Annotated in this window: 22 protein-coding genes; 11 read left to right on the plus strand and 11 right to left on the minus strand. The window is 57.0% G+C overall.

Going from position 1 to position 21,119, the window contains the following annotated elements; all coding sequences use genetic code 11:
* Nucleotides 1–198 precede the first annotated feature (198 nt).
* Nucleotides 199–2,316: a ferrous iron transporter B gene (gene feoB, locus ACYU7Z_RS11675; RefSeq protein WP_460570631.1), complete on the plus strand. Its 2,118-nt coding sequence runs from the start codon at nt 199–201 to the stop codon at nt 2,314–2,316.
* 47 nt (nt 2,317–2,363) lie between these two features.
* Here feoB and ACYU7Z_RS11680 read toward each other — a convergent pair whose 3' ends face one another.
* Nucleotides 2,364–3,671 carry an amidohydrolase gene (locus ACYU7Z_RS11680; RefSeq protein ID WP_460570633.1) on the minus strand — a complete coding sequence of 436 codons (1,308 nt, stop codon included), beginning with the start codon at nt 3,669–3,671 and terminating at the stop codon, nt 2,364–2,366.
* 54 nt (nt 3,672–3,725) lie between these two features.
* Between ACYU7Z_RS11680 and chrA the strand changes: the two genes are divergently transcribed.
* Nucleotides 3,726–4,970 (plus strand): chromate efflux transporter, encoded by a 1,245-nt coding sequence (gene chrA / locus ACYU7Z_RS11685; protein ID WP_460570635.1) that lies wholly within the window; start codon nt 3,726–3,728, stop codon nt 4,968–4,970.
* On the opposite strand, the gene nadD is transcribed toward chrA, so the two are convergent.
* Nucleotides 4,958–5,530: a nicotinate-nicotinamide nucleotide adenylyltransferase gene (gene nadD / locus ACYU7Z_RS11690; protein ID WP_460570637.1), complete on the minus strand. Its 573-nt coding sequence runs from the start codon at nt 5,528–5,530 to the stop codon at nt 4,958–4,960. The genes chrA and nadD overlap by 13 nt on opposite strands.
* A gap of 3 nt (nt 5,531–5,533) precedes the next feature.
* A complete protein-coding gene (locus ACYU7Z_RS11695; RefSeq protein ID WP_460570639.1) occupies nt 5,534–5,758 on the minus strand; it encodes a FeoA family protein in 225 nt (74 codons plus the stop codon).
* A gap of 43 nt (nt 5,759–5,801) precedes the next feature.
* On the opposite strand from ACYU7Z_RS11695, the gene ybeY reads away from it, so the two are divergent.
* On the plus strand, nt 5,802–6,245 hold the full coding sequence (gene ybeY / locus ACYU7Z_RS11700; RefSeq protein WP_460570641.1) for an rRNA maturation RNAse YbeY: 444 nt from the start codon (nt 5,802–5,804) through the stop codon (nt 6,243–6,245).
* A gap of 87 nt (nt 6,246–6,332) precedes the next feature.
* Entirely contained in the window at nt 6,333–8,195 is a 1,863-nt protein-coding gene (mnmG, locus tag ACYU7Z_RS11705) for a tRNA uridine-5-carboxymethylaminomethyl modification enzyme MnmG/GidA (RefSeq protein WP_460570643.1), read from the plus strand.
* Between the two features lie 33 nt (nt 8,196–8,228).
* Here the strand turns inward: mnmG and ACYU7Z_RS11710 are convergent, their stop codons facing one another.
* Both ACYU7Z_RS11710 and ACYU7Z_RS11715 read right to left on the minus strand, forming a co-directional pair.
* The gene (locus ACYU7Z_RS11710) at nt 8,229–10,436 is read right to left on the minus strand and encodes a helix-turn-helix domain-containing protein (protein WP_460570645.1); all 2,208 of its coding nucleotides are present in this window, start codon (nt 10,434–10,436) and stop codon (nt 8,229–8,231) included.
* A gap of 96 nt (nt 10,437–10,532) precedes the next feature.
* Nucleotides 10,533–10,880 (minus strand): single-stranded DNA-binding protein, encoded by a 348-nt coding sequence (locus tag ACYU7Z_RS11715; protein ID WP_460570647.1) that lies wholly within the window; start codon nt 10,878–10,880, stop codon nt 10,533–10,535.
* A 186-nt stretch (nt 10,881–11,066) separates the two neighbouring features.
* Here ACYU7Z_RS11715 and ACYU7Z_RS11720 point away from each other — a divergent pair, with 186 nt between their 5' ends.
* Nucleotides 11,067–11,450, plus strand: coding sequence for a hypothetical protein (locus ACYU7Z_RS11720; protein WP_460570649.1), 384 nt, complete (start codon nt 11,067–11,069; stop codon nt 11,448–11,450).
* A gap of 68 nt (nt 11,451–11,518) precedes the next feature.
* Here ACYU7Z_RS11720 and ACYU7Z_RS11725 read toward each other — a convergent pair whose 3' ends face one another.
* The 4 genes from ACYU7Z_RS11725 to ACYU7Z_RS11740 form a co-directional block, all read right to left on the minus strand.
* A complete protein-coding gene (locus ACYU7Z_RS11725) occupies nt 11,519–11,881 on the minus strand; it encodes a lipocalin-like domain-containing protein (RefSeq protein WP_460570651.1) in 363 nt (120 codons plus the stop codon).
* 19 nt (nt 11,882–11,900) lie between these two features.
* Nucleotides 11,901–12,593 (minus strand): phosphoribosylanthranilate isomerase, encoded by a 693-nt coding sequence (locus tag ACYU7Z_RS11730; protein ID WP_460570653.1) that lies wholly within the window; start codon nt 12,591–12,593, stop codon nt 11,901–11,903.
* A gap of 91 nt (nt 12,594–12,684) precedes the next feature.
* Nucleotides 12,685–12,900 (minus strand): hypothetical protein, encoded by a 216-nt coding sequence (locus ACYU7Z_RS11735; RefSeq protein WP_460570655.1) that lies wholly within the window; start codon nt 12,898–12,900, stop codon nt 12,685–12,687.
* Between the two features lie 172 nt (nt 12,901–13,072).
* Entirely contained in the window at nt 13,073–13,948 is an 876-nt protein-coding gene (locus tag ACYU7Z_RS11740; protein ID WP_460570657.1) for an OmpA/MotB family protein, read from the minus strand.
* A gap of 134 nt (nt 13,949–14,082) precedes the next feature.
* Here ACYU7Z_RS11740 and ACYU7Z_RS11745 point away from each other — a divergent pair, with 134 nt between their 5' ends.
* The 4 genes from ACYU7Z_RS11745 (at nt 14,083) to ACYU7Z_RS11760 (ending at nt 17,494) form a co-directional block, all read left to right on the plus strand.
* Complete coding sequence (locus ACYU7Z_RS11745; protein WP_460570659.1) at nt 14,083–15,051, plus strand: ATP-grasp domain-containing protein; 969 nt, start codon at nt 14,083–14,085, stop codon at nt 15,049–15,051.
* A gap of 142 nt (nt 15,052–15,193) precedes the next feature.
* Nucleotides 15,194–16,246 carry an LLM class oxidoreductase gene (locus tag ACYU7Z_RS11750; RefSeq protein WP_460570661.1) on the plus strand — a complete coding sequence of 351 codons (1,053 nt, stop codon included), beginning with the start codon at nt 15,194–15,196 and terminating at the stop codon, nt 16,244–16,246.
* Nucleotides 16,247–16,329: 83 nt separating this feature from the next.
* Nucleotides 16,330–16,887, plus strand: coding sequence for a hypothetical protein (locus ACYU7Z_RS11755; protein WP_460570663.1), 558 nt, complete (start codon nt 16,330–16,332; stop codon nt 16,885–16,887).
* A gap of 115 nt (nt 16,888–17,002) precedes the next feature.
* Nucleotides 17,003–17,494 carry a hypothetical protein gene (locus ACYU7Z_RS11760; protein WP_460570665.1) on the plus strand — a complete coding sequence of 164 codons (492 nt, stop codon included), beginning with the start codon at nt 17,003–17,005 and terminating at the stop codon, nt 17,492–17,494.
* Between the two features lie 45 nt (nt 17,495–17,539).
* Here the strand turns inward: ACYU7Z_RS11760 and ACYU7Z_RS11765 are convergent, their stop codons facing one another.
* A complete protein-coding gene (locus ACYU7Z_RS11765; protein WP_460570667.1) occupies nt 17,540–17,740 on the minus strand; it encodes a hypothetical protein in 201 nt (66 codons plus the stop codon).
* A 279-nt stretch (nt 17,741–18,019) separates the two neighbouring features.
* Here ACYU7Z_RS11765 and ligD point away from each other — a divergent pair, with 279 nt between their 5' ends.
* Complete coding sequence (gene ligD / locus ACYU7Z_RS11770) at nt 18,020–20,050, plus strand: DNA ligase-like domain-containing protein (protein ID WP_460570669.1); 2,031 nt, start codon at nt 18,020–18,022, stop codon at nt 20,048–20,050.
* The gene (locus tag ACYU7Z_RS11775; protein ID WP_460570671.1) at nt 20,047–20,256 is read left to right on the plus strand and encodes a hypothetical protein; all 210 of its coding nucleotides are present in this window, start codon (nt 20,047–20,049) and stop codon (nt 20,254–20,256) included. The genes ligD and ACYU7Z_RS11775 overlap by 4 nt, the downstream gene beginning before the upstream one ends.
* Nucleotides 20,257–20,345: 89 nt before the next feature.
* Here ACYU7Z_RS11775 and ku read toward each other — a convergent pair whose 3' ends face one another.
* Nucleotides 20,346–21,119 carry a Ku protein gene (gene ku, locus ACYU7Z_RS11780; protein ID WP_460570673.1) on the minus strand — a complete coding sequence of 258 codons (774 nt, stop codon included), beginning with the start codon at nt 21,117–21,119 and terminating at the stop codon, nt 20,346–20,348.

Below are 21,119 nucleotides of genomic sequence, written 5' to 3' on the forward strand. Positions count from 1 at the left end.
TTGGGGTTCTGAAAGGTTTGTTCGAAGGGTGCCGGCTGGCTCTGGCCCCAATATCTATGGGACAGCTTTTTGACGCCTTTCGGTTGCACGGAACGAACGCCAAAACACAAACTTCAAACTTTATTTCGCCCTAAGCTTTTGCAAAACTCCCTATATCGTAACAATAGGCCGTACCGTTGGGGTTAACTTTGCGCCACTTTGGCGCAACGGACCGTACATATTGCCCTCGTCGGGAATCCTAATAGTGGAAAGAGCTCGCTATTCAACTGCCTTACCGGCCTCAACCAGAAGGTAGGCAACTTCCCGGGCGTCACCATGGAGAAGAAGACCGGATCCCTCCGCCTCTCCGGCCAGTACAACGCCAACATTATCGATCTTCCCGGAACCTATAGCCTGTACCCGAAGCGTCTTGACGAGTGGGTCAGCTACCGCGTGCTGATCGGGCAGGACCCCGAAGTGCAGCCCGATGTATTTGTCGTAGTAGTGGACGCCTCGAACCTGAAACGCAACCTGCTTTTCTGTACCCAGATCATCGACCTCAAGAAGCCGGTGGTGCTCGCCCTTACCATGGTGGATCTTGCCCGCCGCAAAGGCATCGAGATCGACCTGGCCGAAATGGAGCGGGAGCTCGGTGTACCGGTCATCGCCGTCAACCCGCGCAAAAGCAAAGGCATCCCGCAACTGCTCAAGGCCATGGAGCTGACGGCAACACAGGCCTACAAAGTGCCCGCCCGCGATTTCATCGATCACCGCGAACTGGCCGGTGCCGCTATCAGCGACGTTCAGGCGCTCCTTCCCGAGGTGAGCGATTATTCGGCGATCCATTACCTGATCAACCACGAGCAGTTCGACCTCCCGCAAAGCCTGCAGGATGGAATCGAGCAGATCGAGGAGAAGCACCAGTTCAACCACACGCGCACACAGGCGAGCGAGATTATGCAGCGCTATACGCGCATCAAGCACGTGATGGCGGCTTCGGTTACCGAGCCCGATCCGCGGCAGCAATCGCTTTTCACCGACAGGCTCGATAATATATTATTGCACCGCAAGTGGGGCTACCTTATTCTCCTGGCTGTACTCTTCCTGTTGTTCCAGTCGGTGTTCCTGCTGGCGCAGTTTCCGATGGACTGGATCGATGGCGCCTTTGCCTGGGCCAGCGGCAGTCTCTCCAAAGCACTTCCCGACGGCTGGTTCAGCGACATGCTGGTGAATGGTGTGCTCGCCGGTCTTGGCGGTATCATGGTGTTCGTTCCGCAGATCATGATCCTCTTCGGTCTCATCACACTGCTTGAAGACACGGGTTACATGGCGCGCATATCTTTTTTAACCGATCGCCTGATGCGCACGGTTGGTCTCAATGGTAAAAGCGTGATGCCGCTCATCTCCGGCTTTGCCTGCGCCGTGCCTGCGATCATGAGTGCACGTGCGATCGAAAACCGGAAGGAACGTTTGCTCACCATCCTGGTTACGCCGCTGATCTCCTGCTCGGCGCGTCTTCCCGTATATGTGATCCTTATCGGATTGGTAATTCCCAACACCTATTATTTAGGCTTCATCAGCCTCCAGGGTTTGGTGATGATGAGCCTTTACCTGCTTGGATTATCGATGGCTCTCTTCGTATCGTGGGTGGCGAAGCAATTTATCCGTATCAACGAAAAGAGCTTCTTTATTCTCGAGTTACCCATCTACCGCGCGCCGCGTTGGAAGAACGTAGGTACCACCATGGTGCAGAAGGCGCGGATCTTCGTTACAGATGCCGGTCGCGTGATCATGGTCATCAGCCTTGCACTCTGGGCGCTGAGCACCTTCGGTCCGGCCCGACGTATGGATGCCGTGGAAGCGCAGCACCAGCGGGCGCTTACCGAGCACAAGCTATCTGCCGACGAGATCAGGACGAACTATAAAGCCGCAAAGCTCGAGGCCTCCTATGCGGGCATACTCGGCCAGGCCATCGAGCCGGCCATCAAGCCGCTGGGCTACGACTGGCGCATCGGCATTTCACTCATTACCTCGTTCGCCGCACGTGAAGTGTTCGTGGGTACCATGGCCACTTTGTATAGTGTGGGTGAAGACGACCAGGGGGTTCGCCTGAGTCAAAAGCTGCGCGATGCAAAGAAGGAAGATGGTACGCCGCTCTTTACGCTGGCCACCGGCGTATCGCTGATGATCTTCTACGTGTTTGCGATGCAGTGTATGAGTACGCTCGCTGTGGTGCGCCGCGAAACGAAAACCTGGAAGTGGCCCATCATCCAGTTCACCTACATGACGGCCATAGCCTACGTCATGAGCTTCATCGCCTACCAGGTGTTCAAGTAATTCCTGCAACGAATATCAGGTAGCGAAGGCTCACAGTTCATCTAACACTACTTTGATTTTTTCTGGGCTTCCATAAGGTAGTCGGTCACGAGGTAGCAGAATGCCTTGATGCCCGTTTTGAAGCCGCCTTCATCGATATAGAAATCCGGTGTGTGGTGCGCTGCCGTGTTCTTTGGATCGGTGCCCGGGGCCATGCCACCGAGGTAGAAAAAGAAGGAGGGGACCTTGTCGCCGAAGAACGAGAAATCTTCTGCGCCGGTGACGGCTTCCATCAGGTGCACGTTGCCATTGGCGGCTTTGCGCAACGAAGGCAGTGATTGCTCCGTGAGCTTCGGATCGTTGTAGGTCACCAATGTTTTGTGTTCAAAGGTTACGGTAGCCGTGGCGCCGGATGCTTCGGCGATATGTTCGGCGGTGCGGGTCACGCGTTGGAATACATCCTGCTGCATGTCTTTGTCGAGCGTACGGATCGTTCCGCCAAGCACTACTTTTTCGGGGATGATATTTTCGCGGACACCAGCCTGAAACATCGTCGTTGAAATCACGACCGCGTTTTTCGTCAGCTCCGACTGCCGGCTTACGATCGTCTGTAACCCGTTGATGATCTGTGCGCCGATAACGACGGGATCGATTCCAAGCCAGGGTTGCGCGCCATGCGATTGCTTCCCGTTGATGGTAATATGAAACCAATCGGCCGCGGCCATCATTCCTTCGGGGCGATACCGGATCTGGCCTACGGGCGTTTGTGCGTTGATGTGCAATCCGAATACGGCATCCACTTTCGGGTTGTCCAGCACGCCTTCTTTTATCATGAGTGCTGCGCCCCCTTCTTCACCGGCGGGGGCTCCTTCTTCGGCGGGCTGGAAAATAAACTTCACTGTTCCGGGAAGATCTTTTTTCAGCGGCGCAAGTACATCGGCTACAGCCAGCAACATCGCCACATGACTGTCGTGGCCGCAGGCATGCATCACACCAACTTCCTGCCCGTTGTATTGTGTCGTTACTTTCGATGCAAACGGAACCGATGTACGCTCGGTCACCGGGAGTGCGTCCATGTCGGCGCGCAAGCCCACGACCGCACCTTGTTTGCCTCCGCGCAGGATGCCGACCACGCCGGTATGCGCCACGCCTTCCTGTACCTCGAGTCCGAGGGCGCGAAGATGTGCTGCGATGATCTTCGCGGTACGTGTTTCGCGGCTGCCCAGTTCGGGGTTGGCGTGCAGGTCGCGGCGCCATTGAATGCACTGGCTTTCGATTTTCTGAACGCCGCTCTCGATCGCTGCACTGAATCGATCCTGGGCTCCGGCGGTTACGCACAGCAACAACGAAAGGGCAAGAAGGCGGGTACGGCTCATGTGCATGTTTTGTATGGGAAAGATACTTAGGCCTTTTCGTTAATTTAGCCCCTCATGTTGCTGCGCCATATTCCTTTTCTGAAAGCGGTATTCCTGCACGCCTTAACGGCAGTAGGAGGTCCGCAGGCACATATGGCCATGATGCTGAAAACATTCGTGCGGCAAACTCCGTACGTAACGGAGGAGGAGCTGCTCGAGTACAATGCCTTTTGCAGTCTTCTCCCGGGTGCTTCCTCTACGCAAACGCTTACGCTGATCGGCTACAAGCGGGGAGGAGTGGTGCTGGCGGTCCTTACCTTGCTGGTCTGGATCCTTCCGGCCTGTGTGCTGATGGGCGCGCTTTCTTTCCTGCTTCCCTACGTCGACCGGAGCTCGATGCACACCGACATTTTCAAGTTCATACCCGCGATGGCCATTGGCTTCCTGGCCTATGCGTCGGTTGCGGTGTTCAATAAGTCGGTGCGCAATACGATCACGTGGATCATCATGTTGCTGTGTACCGCGCTTACGTATTATTTTTTCCAGTACCCGTGGATCTTCCCGTCGCTGATTCTGTTGAGCGGTGCGGCCACCAACCTCAGTCGGAAGCGTATCCCGCAACGGGAGGTCAAGCCTCGAAAGATCAAGTGGTGGAACATATGGTTGTTTGCCATCATATTTATTTTCGCGGGGGTTCTCAGTGAGGCGGCGCGCAAGAACGATTGGCCGGACCGGAAACCCATTAATCTTTTCGAGAATATGTATCGCATGGGTTCTTTCGTCTTCGGAGGCGGACACGTGCTGATGCCGCTGATGTACGAGCAGTTTTCGGTGCGTCCCAACGATTCGGCGGTATTGGCAAAAAATCCTCATGCGATCCGTATCGACAAAGAGGAGATGATGACGGGTATCGGGTTGGTGCGCGCCATGCCGGGGCCGGTATTTTCGATTGGTTCGTTTACGGGTGGGATGGCTTTGCGCGACGAGGGACCGGGTCACCAGGTGCTGGGCTGCGTGATCGGCACGGTGGCTATTTTTCTGCCGAGTGCACTGATGGTGCTTTTCTTTTTCCCGATCTGGAACAACCTCAAAAAATACGCGGCCATTTACCGGTCGCTCGAAGGCATCAATGCTGCGGTGGTCGGTATCATGATCGCCGCGACCTTCTTCATTGCCCGCGACGTTTCGCTGTTCGACATGCATAGTCGAAGCCTGCTCAATGTGGCGGTGATCGTCGCTACCTTTTTATTGCTGCAGTTTACCCGCGTGGTATCGCCGGTGCTGGTTGCCGGTTGCCTGCTGCTTGGCTACTTCGCGTAGAAGCGGCTCGCCGCGATTTCCTCTGCCACCGTTTCGGGAACGAGGTAGCGGATCGACTTTCCTTCCTGTACCAACTTACGGATATGCGTAGCCGATATTTCGAGAAGCGGCGCCTGCAGTACCTGTACATCGGCGCCGTGTGTTTCCGTTACGGGAAAGCCGGGGCGCTCATAAACCAGGATGGGGTAGTGGCGGATAATTGCCTCGGCATTCTTCCACTTCGTAATGTTCTGGAAGGAATCGCTGCCCATGATGATGCGGAAGCGGTGAGTCGGGTATTTGTCGGCGAGGTGGGCCAGGGTGTGGGCCGTGTACGAGGGGCGGGGAAGTGCGAACTCCACTTCGGATGCCCGAAGGCGGTCGTCGCCTTCAATGGCTTTCTGCACCAGGTGCAGGCGATCGTATTCGTTGAGGAGTGTTCCGGATGGCTTGAACGGGTTTTGCGGGGACACCATAAACCAGACTTTATCAACGCTGCCTTCGTTTAGCACGTGTGATGCGATAATGAGGTGACCGGTGTGGATTGGATTGAAGGATCCGAAGTAAAGGCCGATGGTCATGGTCTAGCGTTCTACAATGATTTCCTGGGCTTCATTCCGCCGGAGACTCAGCGAATAGCCGGCGATTTTGATCGAGATCGGGTCTCCCAGCGGGGCGATCTGCTCCACCACCACTTCTTCCCCAGGGATGCAGCCCATCTCCATGAGTTTCAGTTCCAGCTCTGAGCTGCTGAAGCTTTGGATTCGTCCTCGCTCGCCCTGCTTCAATTCCGATAGTCTTTTCGTCATGAGAGCCCAAAGCTAAGTCAGTGCGCTTTCCGAATTTTGACGGATGAACCCGATCCAGTTTCACTACACCGACCAGCGCTTCCATTTCCCTAAGCGTACCGAACTGAAATCTTTCCTGTTGAAGCTGGCGAAGGCTGAGGGGCACTCCGTGGAGTCCATCAATTACATCTTTTGCTCCGACGCGTACCTCCTTGAGATCAATCAAACCCATCTGAACCACGACACCTATACGGATATTATCACCTTCCCCTACAATGCCCCCGGCACAGCTATCGAATCGGACATCTACGTTAGCATCGAACGGATCAGGGAGAACGCCGCGTCCTACTCCGGCTCCTTCCTTCCTGAACTCTACCGTGTGATGTTTCATGGGTTGCTCCACCTCTGCGGCTATAAGGATAAGACGAAAGCCCAGGTTGCCGAGATGCGCGCGCGGGAGGATTTCTGGCTCAGCCGTTACACGGGTTCCACGTGGAACGGGAGCTGATCCATTGATGCCATTACCCGACCTGTTCCACGTGAAACCCTGCTTTTAACAAGGCTCGCCCAACCCTTTCGGTAATTTTGCAGCCTTATGTTTCCTGAATACGACGTCATAGTGGTTGGTGCTGGTCATGCAGGCTGTGAGGCTGCTGCCGCCGCAGCCAACCTGGGTTCCAAGGTGCTCCTGGTGACCATGAACATGCAGACTATAGCCCAGATGAGCTGCAACCCGGCTATGGGTGGCATCGCCAAGGGCCAGATTGTGCGCGAAGTAGACGCCCTGGGCGGGTACTCGGGCATTGTATCGGACGCTTCCATGATCCAGTTTCGCATGCTCAACCGTTCGAAGGGGCCTGCCATGTGGAGCCCGCGTACGCAGAACGACCGGATGCTGTTTGCGCTTAAGTGGCGCGATATGCTCGAGGCTACGCCCAACGTGGATTTCTACCAGGATATGGTGAAGGGCCTGATTGTAGACGGTGAAACCGTGCGCGGTGTAGTCACCGGGATGGGCCATGAGATCCGCTCCAAGGCCGTAGTGCTCACCAATGGAACCTTTCTGAACGGGGTCATTCACATAGGGGAGAAGCGCCTTGGCGGTGGCCGGGTAGCTGAGCGCGCCGCTGAAGGCATTACAGAACAGCTTGTTTCGCTCGGCTTTGAGAGCGACCGGCTGAAAACCGGCACCCCACCGCGTGTTGATGGGCGATCGCTGGACTATAGCAAGATGGAAGAGCAGAAGGGCGACGACGAGATCGTCGGCTTCTCCTACCTGGATACCCTCAAGCCCAAGGAGCAGCGGAGCTGCTGGGTGACCTACACCAGCAGCACGGTACATGAGATCCTGAAGACGGGCTTTGACCGGAGCCCGATGTACACCGGGCGCATCGAAGGAACGGGCCCGCGGTATTGCCCCAGCATTGAAGACAAGATCAACCGCTTTGCCGAGCGCGACAGGCACCAGCTCTTCGTTGAGCCGGAGGGGTGGACAACGGCAGAGATCTATGTGAACGGCTTTTCTACCTCGCTGCCGGAAGAGGTGCAGTATGAGGCGCTCCGGATGGTGCCCGGTTTCGAGAATGTGCGCTTTTACCGCCCCGGCTATGCCATCGAATACGACTATTTCCCGCCTACACAACTCCAGTATAGCCTTGAGACGAAGGGTCTGCAGAACCTGTTCTTTGCCGGGCAGATCAACGGGACAACCGGGTACGAGGAAGCTGCCTGCCAGGGCCTGATGGCCGGCATCAATGCGCACCTGAAGGTGAAAGGAGAGGCTCCGCTGATTCTAAAGCGAAGTGAAGCCTATATCGGAGTGCTCATTGATGACCTGATATCGAAAGGCACGCAGGAACCCTACCGTATGTTCACGTCCCGGGCCGAGTTCCGGACCTTGTTGCGCCAGGATAATGCAGACCTACGCCTCACTGAGCTGAGCTACCGGTTGGGCCTGGCCGGTGAAGACCGTATGCGGAAAGTGCTTCAAAAGCGCGCCGAGGTAGATTCCATCAAGAGCTACATGGCCGCAACACAACTGGAGCCCGACGAGATCAACCCGTTTTTCGACGAGCACAACAGTGCCCCGATCAGCGAAAAGCAGAAGCTCGAAAAGATCATCCTTCGCCCGAACATCCAGCTTGAAGCGATCCGGCAGGCTGTTCCGCGGATCGGCGCGGATCTCGAATCCTATACGTCTGAGAGCCGCGAGCAGGCGGAGATACAGGTAAAATACCAGGTGTATATCGACAAGGAGCGCGAGCTTGTAGAGCGCATGAGCCAAATGGAAACACTGGCGATACCCGACCAGTTCGATTACCAGCGTATCCAGTCGCTGGGGGTGGAAGCCCGGGAGAAGCTTAGTAAAGTGCGCCCGCAAACACTCGGTCAGGCAAGCCGGATCTCCGGGATCAACCCCAGCGATATCCAAATACTCATGGTTTTCATGGGCAGATAATACAGCACTGAAACTCAATAAGAAAGCGCCTTTTCAGGCGCTTATTTTTTGTGTGTACATCCGGTGATTCAATACAGCCCGGATCTCACCAAAGGTATACTCGTCTCCAAGCCGGCTCTTGACAGCAGCAAGACTCTCGGTACCCACTTCGTCCATTACCTTCAGGATGTGCTGTACTTTTTCGGCTTCCACGACCTCGCTGATCTGAAGGCGGCCTTCCCGGACAAACTGCGCCAAGTGGCTTTCAACCGTACTGATCGCCAGGCTGCGAACAGTGGCAATCTCGTCAATGCTTTTACCGGAACGAAACAGGTCAAACGTGATTTCAAGGCTTGCTCCCTTTTCCGTCTTGCCCTTCGCTTCTTTTTTTGCAACAACGGATTCGGCGGGGCTGAGCCGCTGGTAACGTGCGAAGTCGGAGAAAAAGGTCAGCTCGCCATAGGATGCCGTCAGGAGCCGTTGCAGTTGCTGCCAGATAAATCCTTCCAGCGCACGCACATCTTCCTTATACTTCTTGACGCGTGTATTATAATTTAATTCTTTAATATGTTGTTGGAGCGGCCAAAGCAGGTTCCCGGCAATAAATTCCGCGAAATAGCCCACCGCCTTTTCCATGCGCTCCCTTAGCTGCGACGTGTCACCGCCACGCAACATCTCATCGCAAATCCGCCCGAGCTGCTGTTGGTATTTGCGGGCAGTTTCCGCGCCCTCCTTGGCTTTCAGCAGCATTTGCTGCCCTAATTGCAGCGTCGCGGGTACATCGGGGAGCTTCTTTTCCGGAATGAATTCCACCCACTCGTGAATATGGAACACCAGCTTATACCAATCGAACAGGTTGAGGAGGTCGGCAGCCCAACACTGGTACTTTTCCTGCTCGAGCCGTATATGCAAGCTGCCCTCATCGGGCTCGTTCTGGGCATAGGCCAACACACGGGCATCTGTTGCGATGGCGTTCGGAAAGATCCGTGAGCGCAAAATCATCCCATCAATCGAGGTGCAGCGGCTGAGCGCCACGTATACCTGGCCGGGCGCAAAGGAAGCACCGGCGTCGATAACGGCGCGGTCGAAGGTGAGTCCCTGGCTTTTGTGAATGGTGATGGCCCAGGCAAGCCGAACCGGGTACTGCTTGAACGATCCAAGCTCTTCTTCGTCGATGTCGTCCTCTTCCTTATTGTAGGTGTACTTGATGTTCTTCCAGGTTTCGCGCTCCAGCTTCAGGTCGCCCGACCCGTCGTCGAAGGTGACCATGATCTCGTCGTTGAGGATCCACTTGATGGTGGCCAGCTTTCCGTTGAAGTAGCGGCGCTCGGCGTCGTTGCGCACAAACATGATCTGCGCACCTTCTTTAAGCTGCAGTTCCCTGTCGGTGGGCAGGGACTTCTCGTTGAAGTCGCCTTTCACTTCCGCTGAAAACACATGGAGCTTCCCGGTCAGCTTTTGAAGCGCCGCTGAATTGATCGCGTCGGCTTTCCTGTTATGCGTCGTAATCGTAATATAATGCGCATCGTCTTTCGGCTCAAACTGCGGATCGTAGCGGTCGTTGAGCACCTGGAGGTCTTGCGAAGTCGCCTGGTTGTTGCGGATGCGGTTCAGGACGTCGATGAAGGCCTGCTCATTCTGGCGGTAAATCTTTTTCAGCTCGACGTACAGGGGCTGCGCGTCGCGAACGGCGTGCGCGCTGAAAAAGAAGGGCGTTTCATAATGCTGCTGCAGTATCGACCATTCCTCGCCCTGCACCACCGGCGGCAGCTGAAACAGGTCGCCGATGTACAGAACCTGTACGCCACCGAAGGGGAGGTTGTTGCGCCGGAAGTGCCGGAGGATGGCGTCGATGGCATCGAGCATGTCGCAACGCATCATACTTACCTCGTCGATCACGAGCAGCTCGAGCTGCTCCAGGATCTCGCGCTTGTCCTTTCCGAAGCGGATATTCTTGAACAGGCTGTGGCGGTCGGTCACTTCCACGCTGCTCGAGCCACCGTCGCGGTGAAAAGAGCCGGGAACAAAAACGCCGAAGGGCAACTGAAAAAACGAGTGCATCGTTACGCCGCCGGCATTGATGGCAGCGACGCCCGTGGGGGCTACCACTACGGTATGCTTGCGGGTATGCTGCACCACGTGGCGCAAAAAAGTGGTCTTCCCCGTACCGGCCTTACCGGTCAGGAAGAGGTGCTGCGTCGTGTGATTGACCAGGTCTAAAGCGAGCTGGAATAAGGTGTTGGAAGTGTCTTTGGCCTGCATGTACGTACCCCTAAAATTACGAAAATGCGCCGGGGGGATAACGTTAAAAAGGCGCTGCAGCCCGGGCCGCAGCGCGCTTTTCATTGTCATCAAGGCTTACTGCTCTGCACCCTTCTTTCCGAGGAGCAGCAGCTCGCTCGCCACCACTTCGGTGACGTATTTCTTCTGCCCCTCTTTGTCGGTATAGGACCTGTTGATCAACTTTCCTTCGATCACGATTTCCTTGCCTTTCACGAGTACCTTCTCGGCGGTCTCGGCGAGCTTGCCCCAGGCCACGATGTTGTGCCACTGGGTTTCGGTGATCTTCTCGCCCTGCGCATTGCGGTAGCTTTCGCTGGTGGCCATGCTGAAGGACGCTTTCTTCTTTCCGCCGTCAAAGGTGCGGATCTCGGGGTCCTGGCCCAGGTTGCCGATCAACTGGACCCGGTTACGTAGTGCATACATAGGTCAAATGGTTTTGAATAAAAGAATCGGTTACAGCCAGCCGGGGCGCCTCCGGCCAACGATGTAAAAATGCACGCGCCCTGATGGGAAAACCGTCTATTAACCGTTTTTTCCCGGATGTAAGCGGGTAAAATCCCTTGGACAGGAAAAGCGCGCGTTGCAAGTTTGATAAACTAAAACCCACCTATGCTTCCAACACCATCTGACCGGGCCTGCCAGCTGTGCGGACACCCGCTGCGCGGCCGCAGCGACAAAAAATTCTGCGACGATCATTGCCGCAACGCATTCAACAATGAGCAGAACTCAGCGCGCTATGCCATTGTGCGCCGCGTCAATGCGCTGCTGCTGCGGAACCGCCGGATCCTGGGTGAGCTACTCGCCGAAAATGAAACGGTGCAGGTATCAAAGGAGCTGCTCCTGCTCCGTGGCTTCCAGTTTCGCTATGCCACGCACCACTTCGTTAACGGGCGGGGCGCCACCTATCATTTTTGCTACGAGCTTGGCTGGCTCGAGCTCAACCCCGAGCGCTTCCTGCTGGTGCGGCGCAACGGGCTGTTGCCGGCCTTGTGACGAGCAGGGACTGTCAACAAAAAACGAGCGGACTTATCAACCGTATTTCTACAATAAGCGGCCTGCGTCTATTTGATGCGTACCAGCGTCAGCGTTTCGGAAGTACCCGCACGGTTCATGTCGAGCACCAGCGTATCGGGAACTGCCCGCGCTATCCGGACCATGATATCCTGGCCGCCTTCGGGACGCGTGTAGAGGTTGTCGCCATCCACCCGGTACAAGCCATGCTCGCGCACGGAGCCGTTGACATAGCTGTAGTTTCCATCTTCTGCAAAGGTGAATTCGATGGCGGCCGGATCCTGGCTTGTGGGCTGCCCGTTGCTCAGCCAGGAAGCCCCGCGCCAGTGGCCGGCGATCTTCTTTGCATTCTCGGTGGTTGTGCAGGAGCCCAGCAGGAGCAGGGCTGCCAATGTGGGTAAAAGCTTTTTCATGCAGGGTTTTCGTTTAGCCCTAAACGATAGCGGGTGCGGATGTATTGTTTTGGAGCTCCGTGATGAAACTGCGCACAAGACCCAGGTCTTTTAGCCCCGGAACGCGCTCAAAGCGGCTGCAGAGATCGATCGCGGCAAGCTGTGCGGCCGCGGGGTCGGACAGGAATTCGCGCACATAAGCCGCATCGCCCGGCTCCACGCCGCCGCTGAGGATAAAGGGCTTCGGTAGGCTGAGGCCACGGAGCCGGTTCCAGCTGAAGCGCCGCGTGGTGCCGCCTTCCTGCAGGCGCCGCGTGCGCGCCTCGCCCGTAAGCGGGATCCCCGTATCGAGCAGGAGCAGATCGGTACAGGAAAAGTAGTCCTTGATGCTCCACAACACATGATCATTTTCGATAAAGCGAAAGGCCTTGATGACATCGATATGGGGGAGGAGCCGCTCGCACTCGTAGGGCGTTTCGTGCCCGTGCAGCTGCACCATGTCGAGGCCCCATTCTTCCACAGCCTGCATGATGTCGTCGTAATGGGCATCGACAAACACGCCCACTTTATACAGCGGCTCCCGGAAGCGCCGCACGTCTTCAGCACGCATTCCAAAGCGAAGGGCGTAGCGTGGACTCGGAGGGTAAAAGATAAAGCCGGCGTAGCGGACGCCCAGGGCGGGAAGGGCCTGTAATTCTTCGTAGGTAGTGATGCCGCAAACTTTGACGTCCATAGCGATTGCTTTAGAATGGTTGGTAGAAGCAATCGCTGAATCTCTTTAAAGATAGGAATAAAAAAGCCCGGGGTAATCCCGGGCTTTGTTTCTACTCGTCATTGATTGAGGCGCGGTCGCCACCGAGCAGCTGCTCTTCCTTGCTCCCGTGATCGTACTCATCAGCTTCCTCGCGGATCGTGTCCTGCAGGTCGTCTGCCACATCAAACCGAACCGGATGGGGTTGTACACCCCTGTCGGGATTCCGCTCATTCTCTTGCCACGTTTCGCTCACGTTCTGGAGCTCACTGCCTCTATGATTATACATCATAACCGTTGGTTTGGGGAATCGGCCCACAAACTGTGCCCGAGGAGGCAAATGCGGTGCGCGTAGCGGCTACCGGCCATTATTTTAAGTTTTTGTTGATCGACTCCAACGAAAAGCCCGGCTGCTCTGAAAAGAACAAGCCGGGCTTTTGAATGAGTAAAACCGTTGCCGGTTATTTCGTAGGCTGCGGTGTTTCGAGCAGCTTGAAGAACTGGTCGAGCTGCGGCAGGATCACGATGCGGGTGCGGCGGTTAGCCGCTTTACCCGAAGGCGAATCGTTGGGCTGCAGCGGGAGGTATTCGCCGCGGCCACCTGCCGTCATGCGCTTGGGATCGATATTGTATTGCTTCTGCAGGATGCGTACTACCGAGGTGGCGCGCTTGGTGCTGAGGTCCCAGTTGTCCTGGATACCGGGCAGCGATACAGGAACGTTATCGGTATGGCCTTCCACCAGGAAGTCGATATCGGGCTTCGAGTTGAGCACCTGGGCCACCTTTCCGAGCACGGTCATCGCAGCGGGCGATACTTCGTAGGAGCCACTCTTGAAGAGCAGCTTGTCGGAGATGGAAATAAAGATGGCGCTCTTCTCCACCTTGATCTCGATATCCTGGTCGTTCACGTCTTTGAGGGCGCTCTTGAGGTTCATCACGAGGGCCATGTTGAGCGAGTCTTTGCGCTGGATAGCACGGTTAAGGTCTTGGATGAGCGCGTCTTTGCCGTTGATGTTCTCAAGCGATTTGCGGATGCTTTCGGCCTGCGATGCGGTGATCACCGACAGGCTTTGGAGCTGGTTTACCATCAGCGTGTTGCTTTCCTTGGCGGCATTGAGTTGCTGCCGTGCCGACTCGAGGTCGGTCTCAAGTTGCGCGCGTCGGCGGGCTGCCTCATCCTGCGCGTCGCGGCAGGTTTTCAGGTCGGTCTGCACCTGGGTATAGAAGGTGTTGAGCTCTGCATACTTTGCCTGCTCGGCGGCAAGCTTCTTCTTGCTGACACAGGAGGCGCTGCCGATAAGAAGCAGGGCCGAGGCCAGGATAATACGTCCGTTCATAGTGCGGGTTTTGATACGAGCCAAAGATAGCGGCAGGGTGACCCGACGCGAACCGGGAAACGTTAAAAAACTTTCATCGCCTGTATGAACTCGCCGGCCCCCAGCGTACTTTGCTTTTCTCAAATACGTATTGCATGACGAAGCCGATCGGCATCTTCTACGAGCATCCCGAATGGTTTGCTCCCCTCTTCCGCAGCCTTGATGCGCATCGTATTCCCTACGAAAAAATACACGCGGGCTTTCACCGCTATAACCCGCTCGATAACGCACCGTATAGCCTGGTGATCAACCGGGTGAGCTCTTCCTCGTACCTGCGCGGGCACACGCAGGCCATCTTCGTTGCCAACGATTACCTCGGCTACCTTGAGCAAACAGGTGTACGCGTCATCAACGGCACGCGGGCCACGGAGATCGAAACCTCGAAGGCGTTGCAGCTCTTGCTATTCCGTCGTCTTGGTCTCGGCTTCCCGAAAGCAGTAGTGGTCAACCATGCATCGCAGTTGCTGGATGCTTCGGAAGACCTGAGCTTCCCGGTTGTGCTGAAGCCCAATATCGGGGGAAGCGGCGCCGGCATCAGCCGCTTCGATTCGCGCGGGGAGCTCCAGGCGGCCGTAGCGGCGGGTCGTATCGACCTCGGCATCGACTACACGGCGCTGCTGCAGGAATACATCCCGGCACGTGGGGGGCATATTCACCGCGTCGAAACGCTCAACGGAAAATTCCTGTACGCCATCAAGGTGTACCCGCCGCAGGACTCGTTTAACCTGTGCCCGGCAGAGATCTGCCAGGTGCCGCAGCCGGCCGCGGGCGACGCCTGCCTGACCAACGCCGCGAAAAAAGGAATCCGCGTGGAGCCCTTCGATCCGCCCGCAGCCGTGATCGCCGACGTGGAACGCATTGTGAAAGAAGCGGGCATCGATGTGGGCGGCATTGAATACCTGATCGATGATCGCAACGGCGACATCTTATATTATGATGTGAACGCGCTCTCGAATTTCATTGCCGATGCACCGAACGTTATCGGCTTTGATCCGTTTGAGAACCTGGTGCAGTTCCTGGTGCAGGAAGCCGGGATCGTGAGCCGCGAGGCGACAGCAGTGTAAGAGGCATCGAATGCCAGCACCGTTATTACGAGCACAGCGAAGCAATCTTTTTCATAGCAAGAGATTGCTTCGGGCTTTCGCTTCGCTGCAGCCCTCGCAATGACGTTGAACTAGAGCTATTCAAAACACAAGAATACTTCATATGCAATTCGGTTACTGGTTACCGGTATTTGGCGGCTGGCTCCGCAACGTTGACAACGAGGGGATGGAAACTTCCTGGCCCTATGTGCAGCGTCTTGTGCAGCGGAGCGAGGAGATCGGCTACGACCTTACGCTCATCGCCGAACTTTTTCTCAACGATATCAAGGGCATCGAGGCGCCTTCGCTCGACGCATTGACCACAACGGCGGCGCTGGCGGCGGTGACCAGCAAGCTGGAACTGATGCTGGCCGTGCGGCCCACCTTTCACAAGCCGGCCCTCTTTGCCAAGCAGGCGGCCAACATCCACGCTATCAGCGGTGGGCGCCTCTCGCTCAACGTGGTGTCGAGCTGGTGGCGCGACGAAGCGCAGAAGTACGGCATCGAGTACGAGGAGCACGATGACCGCTATGCGCGGATGGAGGAATGGATATCCATTGTGCAGGGAATGTGGCGCGAAGACGGCTTTTCATATGACGGAAAATATTACAACGTAAGCGATACGGTACTGAGCCCGAAGCCGGAGGTGGCACCGCAGTTCTTTGCCGGGGGCGAGTCGGAGGCCGGTAAAAATCTCATCGCGCGGATGTGCGACGGCTACGTGATGCACGGCGACGATCCGGAAACCATCGGCCGTCGGATCCGCGATGTGCAGGAGCGCCGCGACAAGCTGGGGCTGCCGCAGATGCGTTTCGGCATGGCCGCCTATTCCATTGTGCGCAACAACGAAGCCGAAGTGAAGAAGGAGCTTGCGCGCATCACCGATGTGCAGGCCTCGGCGCGGGGCAACGCCAATTACCAGCAATGGATCAGCGGCACGCAGCTCGAGAAGCGGGTGTCGCTCGAAGATTACTCGGTCTCGAACCGCGGCCTCCGCAGCGGCCTTACGGGCACGCCCGAGCAGGTGGCTGAGCAGGTAGACCGCTTTGCCCGCGTCGGTGTCGATTTCTTCCTGCTCCAGTGCTCGCCGCAGCTGGAGGAGATGGAGCGATTCGCCGAGGCCATCATGGCCTATGAGCCGGGCGGAAAGTCTTCTGAAGGTTTTGAAAGGTTCTGAAGGTTTTGGGAGGAGCGTGAAGGCGCCGGGCTTTTGGCCAGGTGCGGAAAAAAGCGGAACTTCCCCTGTCCAAAACTACCTGCATGAAAAACTGGCTCCTTGCCCTGCTGCTCCTGCTGGCCGCTGCGCCGGCCGAAGCGCAGTTCTTTAAAAAGAAGAAAAAGCAGCCGGCCGTTCCCGCGGCCGTACAGCAGGCAAAAAGCGAGGAGTCCAGCTACGGCAACCAGCAACTCACGATCGACGACCTCCTCGACATCATGGATCGCCGCGACGATTCGAGCTACGTGCGTTCGCTGCTGGTGAAGGCCGGCTTCAACCGCCACGGCAAGGGCGACCGCAACCAGGTAGTGTTTATGGGCGATACGGCGGCGGGTGTAACGAAATACACCGAGCTGGTGCTTCTTCAATCCGATTCTTCCGAGATACAGTTGCTGCAGTGGTGCACGCGCCATCCCGAAAACTACGAGGCCACGCGCCGTGCCCTGCGCGCCGACCGGCGCTTCACCGGCACGCCGATCCTGACCGAAGATGGCGAGGTAAGCGAAGCCTTCTATGTACGCGATTACAATTTCCTGATCGAGTCGGTGAACAAGAAAACAAAATGGATCATCAGCGTGTGGCTCCGTGGGGCTAAGCTATAAAATGCCGGAGTGCACCGCGGTCACAAGGCCCCGGCGGGAACCGATGCGATCCTCTCCCAGCTTGCGAAGCACAATATCACAAAACACATTACTTTAGCGCCATAAATTACCGTCAATGAAACGCATACTAACCCTTGTTCTGATCGTAGCTGCAGTATCGGCCCAGGCGCAAAAAGCGGAAGTGCGCGTAGGCGCCGTGCTCGCGTTGAACCAGACCAACAATGGTTTTCCCAAGACCGCCTATGGCGGCGAGATCGTAGCCACGCAGGGTTTCGGCCAGTTTTTCCGCGCCGGCATCGGCGTTCAGGGCTATAATATGAAGGACCTTGGTTTCGTCGCACCCTTCTTCGGAACGGTGGGCGGACAAGCCGGCCGCTTCTTCATCCACGCCGACCCGGGCTACATGCCTGTGTCGCGCACCTTCACCAAGAACGGTTCCTCCGTGCAGCAGCAGGGTGGCTTCTACTTCGGTGGTGGCGTCAAGGTGGATCTTCCGTTCAACATCTACGTAAATGCGCAGTACTCCGACTTCCCGCTGACGTTTGTTCCGGGCGACAAGAGCCGCACAAGTGCCGCCGTGTTTTCGCTTGGCTACGCCTTTCACTAATTGATACCGATCTTTTCAAGAGCCCCGGCCACGTGCCGGGGTTTTTTATTGGCCGCTGCCGCCGTCGCCCATACGTTCTTCGGCTTCCTGTTGCTCGCGGGCGTCGGGCTCGTCTTCAATGTTGCCGGCCTCGCGGAGGTAGGTTTCCGCTTTTTTGCCGAGGAGGCTCTCGGTTTGTTCGGGCGCTTCGTTGGGCTGTCGGGGGCTGGGGTTGCTGGCGTTGCCGCCGCCTTCGGGCTGTTCCATGTGTTTGTTTGGGTGAGGAGGCGTAAAAATGGTGCCAGCGCTGTCGAAAATTGACGCCGTTAGCGGTCCATCCTTTCCACAAAGCGGGAAATGCGCCTCCAGCCGGTTTCGGCAATGAAGGTGCTCAACCTCAACAAATTAACACGTAATCCACATTTCCACAATTGCGGCTGTGCATAAGCGTGCAAAAGTCGTCTAGTGCTTCAAAATCAATAAGATGCTCGGGTTGTCCCCACGAAAAGGGGGAAAGTGGCCTGCGCTTTTCAGCAATGGCAGCGTATGAGCCACCGCAAGACCACGAAGAAACTGCCCCTCCGGGGCCGTGCCGCTGCCGCCCCGCCGCGGGCCCAGAAGCCCCTGGTGTTGCTGCCGGCTTCTCCGAAGAAAGACTACAAAGGGTTGGTGACCCGCCTGCTGCGGCCCTACGCTTCCGAGAAGCGCACGCCGATGCCGCAGGACCTGAAGCCTATGCTGGCCACACTGGCGGCCGATGCCTTCTCGGACGCCGGCTGGCAATTCGAGATCAAGTGGGACGGCTACCGCGCCCTTGCCTACGTGGACAAAGGAAAAGTGTCGCTCCGCTCGCGCAACAACCTTTCGTTCAACGAAGCCTATGCCCCCGTCGTCAACGCACTCAAGTCGTGGAATGTACCCGCAGTGCTCGATGGCGAGATCGTGGTGCTCGACGAGGAAGGCCGCGCCGACTTTTCGGCATTGCAACAATGGAAGCGCACGAAGAAAGGTCACCTGTATTTCTACGTATTCGACCTGCTGTGGATCGATGGCATCGACCTGCGCGGGAAGCCGCTTTCCGAGCGTCGCGCGTTGCTCAAGGGACTGTTGCCAGAAGGCACGCTTCTTCGCTACAGTGAAGCCATCGAGGAATACGGTAAAGACTTCTTCGAGATGGTGCGCAAGAATGGTCTTGAAGGAATGATCGCGAAGCGGCGCGATGCCACCTACCTCGACGGCCGCCGCAGCGACAGCTGGCTGAAGATCAAGGCCATCGAGCGCCGGGAGGTGATCATCTGCGGCTACACCAAAAAGCAGGACAGCGACCGGCTCTTTTCGTCGCTCGTGATCGGCGTGCCGGATGGTCCGGGGATCCGGTACATCGGGCAGGTGGGAACGGGCTTTGACCGCGCGGAGCAGGAACTCCTGCTGAAAAAAATGCAGCCGCTGCACACGAGGCAATGCCCCTTCGAGGAAGCGCCGAAACTCAACGGCCCCGTAGACTGGCTGCGGCCTTTCCTGGTATGTGAGGTCACCTTCACGGAAGAAACACGCGACGGCGTACTGCGCCATCCTTCGTACAAAGGCCTGCGTCCCGACAAGACAATACTCGACTTCAATCCCGAAACACCGCAGAATGCTTTGCTGGTTGCGCCAGGCGAAGAGACCGTAACCCTGAAGCGCAACGGGCATCCGCTCAAGCTTACCAACCTGCAGAAAGAATTCTGGCCGAAAGAACATATTACGAAGGGCGACCTGCTCAATTACTACGGCTCGGTAAGCCCTTACCTGATGCGGTATCTCAAAGACCGGCCGCAATCGCTGCACCGGCACCCGAATGGCGCGGAAGGAAAAAGCTTTTACCAGAAGAACATGGCCGGGCGCCTCGAGAAGTGGCTGCAGACCTTCCGCCGCGTGAGCGCCTCGTCGCTGCTGCCGAAATATTTCCTGGTATGCCACGACGAAGCGCACCTGCTGTACATGGTCAACCTGGGTTGTATCGAGCTCAATCCCTGGCACAGCACGGTGCAGATGCCGCAGCACCCGAGCTGGTGCGTCATTGACCTCGACCCGGGTGATCGCATCGGCTTCGACAAAGTGATCGAGGCAGCGCAGGTTGTGCACCGGATCCTCGACGCGCTGGGACTAGAATCGTACCCGAAAACGAGTGGCGCCACGGGCCTGCACATTTACATACCCCTTGGCCAGCGCTATTCGTACGATCAGTCGCGGCACCTCGCCGAAGTGATTGCGCGGCTGGCGCATGCCGAGCTGCCGGAGACGACCAGCATCGAGCGCGACCCGCAGAAGCGGCAGGACAAGATCTACCTCGACTACCTCCAGAACCGGCCTATCCAGACGATCTGCGCGCCTTACTCCGTGCGGCCGCGGCCCGGCGCGACGGTGTCGACGCCGCTGCACTGGAGCGAGGTGGAAGAGGGACTAACACCGGAGTTGTTTACGATGAAAACGATACAGGAGCGCCTCCGTGTCGAGGGCGACCTTTTCGAAGGCGTCCTCGGCCGGGGTATCGACCTCAATCATGCCTTGCACGAGTTGGAAAAATGGACCCAATGAAGACGGACAACAAAAATCAAATACCGGAAAACCGGCGGCACCAGTTACGCTGCCCCGAGTGCGGTGAGCTGTTCGATATGCGCGACCTCCTGGCCGTGCTCCAGCACCAGCACCAGGAGGCGCCGGTGCCGCGCATTACCTATTCAAGAGCGGCCCCCGCTCCCGTGCCCATGCGTTTCCCGCACAAACGCACGGACCCCAATTAATGGTGTTCTGTTCGTTCATAGCAGAAGCCCCGCATCAGCGGGGTTTCGTTTATTGGTGATGGGTCGCGCGCAGCCAACTACAAATTATTTTAAGCTCGCTTTTTCTTCTGGCCGATGCTGGCCTTGAGCACCTCCATCAGGTCTTTCACGCCGGCGTCTTTCGGGGGAGCGGCGGGCGCGGCTTTGAGCTTGCGGCCACGGGCCTTTGCCTCGATGATGCTCCGCAGCTCCTGCACATAAGGATCGTGAAACTTCGCCGCATCGAAGGGGGCACTGAGCTGCTTCACCAGCTGCAGCGCCAGTTGCAGCTCCTTGTCGGAGAGCTTTACTTCTTCCTCGATGGACGGAAGCGCGCGAAGCTCCTCCGCGTAGCGCAGCTGGGCGAGCACGAGGCGGCCTTTGTACGCGCGGAGGATGCACACATGCGTGCGTTGGCGCAAGGGAAACGAAGCAATGCCGATAAGGCCGCTCTTCTCCAGCGCCTGCTGCAGGAGCGCATACGTTTTGCCGCCGCCTTTCGCGGGCGCCAGGTAATAGGGCTTCTCGAAAAGCAGCGGGTCGACCTCCTCGAGTTTGCTGAATTGCACGATCTCGATGCTTCCCGATTTTGCGGGCCGCACCTTTTCAAAGTCCTCATCGTCGATGATCACGAAGCGGCCTTTATCGTACTCGTAGCCTTTAACTATGTCCTTATACGGTACTTCCTTGCCGCTGCTTTCGGCAACGCGCTTGTAGCGGATGGGACTATGGTCTTCCTTCGACAGCGAGTGGAATTTGATCTCTTCGCTGTTGACCGCGCTGTGAAGTTTTACGGGGATATTCACGAGCCCGAAGGCGATCGATCCCGACCAGAGGGTTTGCAT

The organism is Flaviaestuariibacter terrae (genome assembly GCF_054777635.1).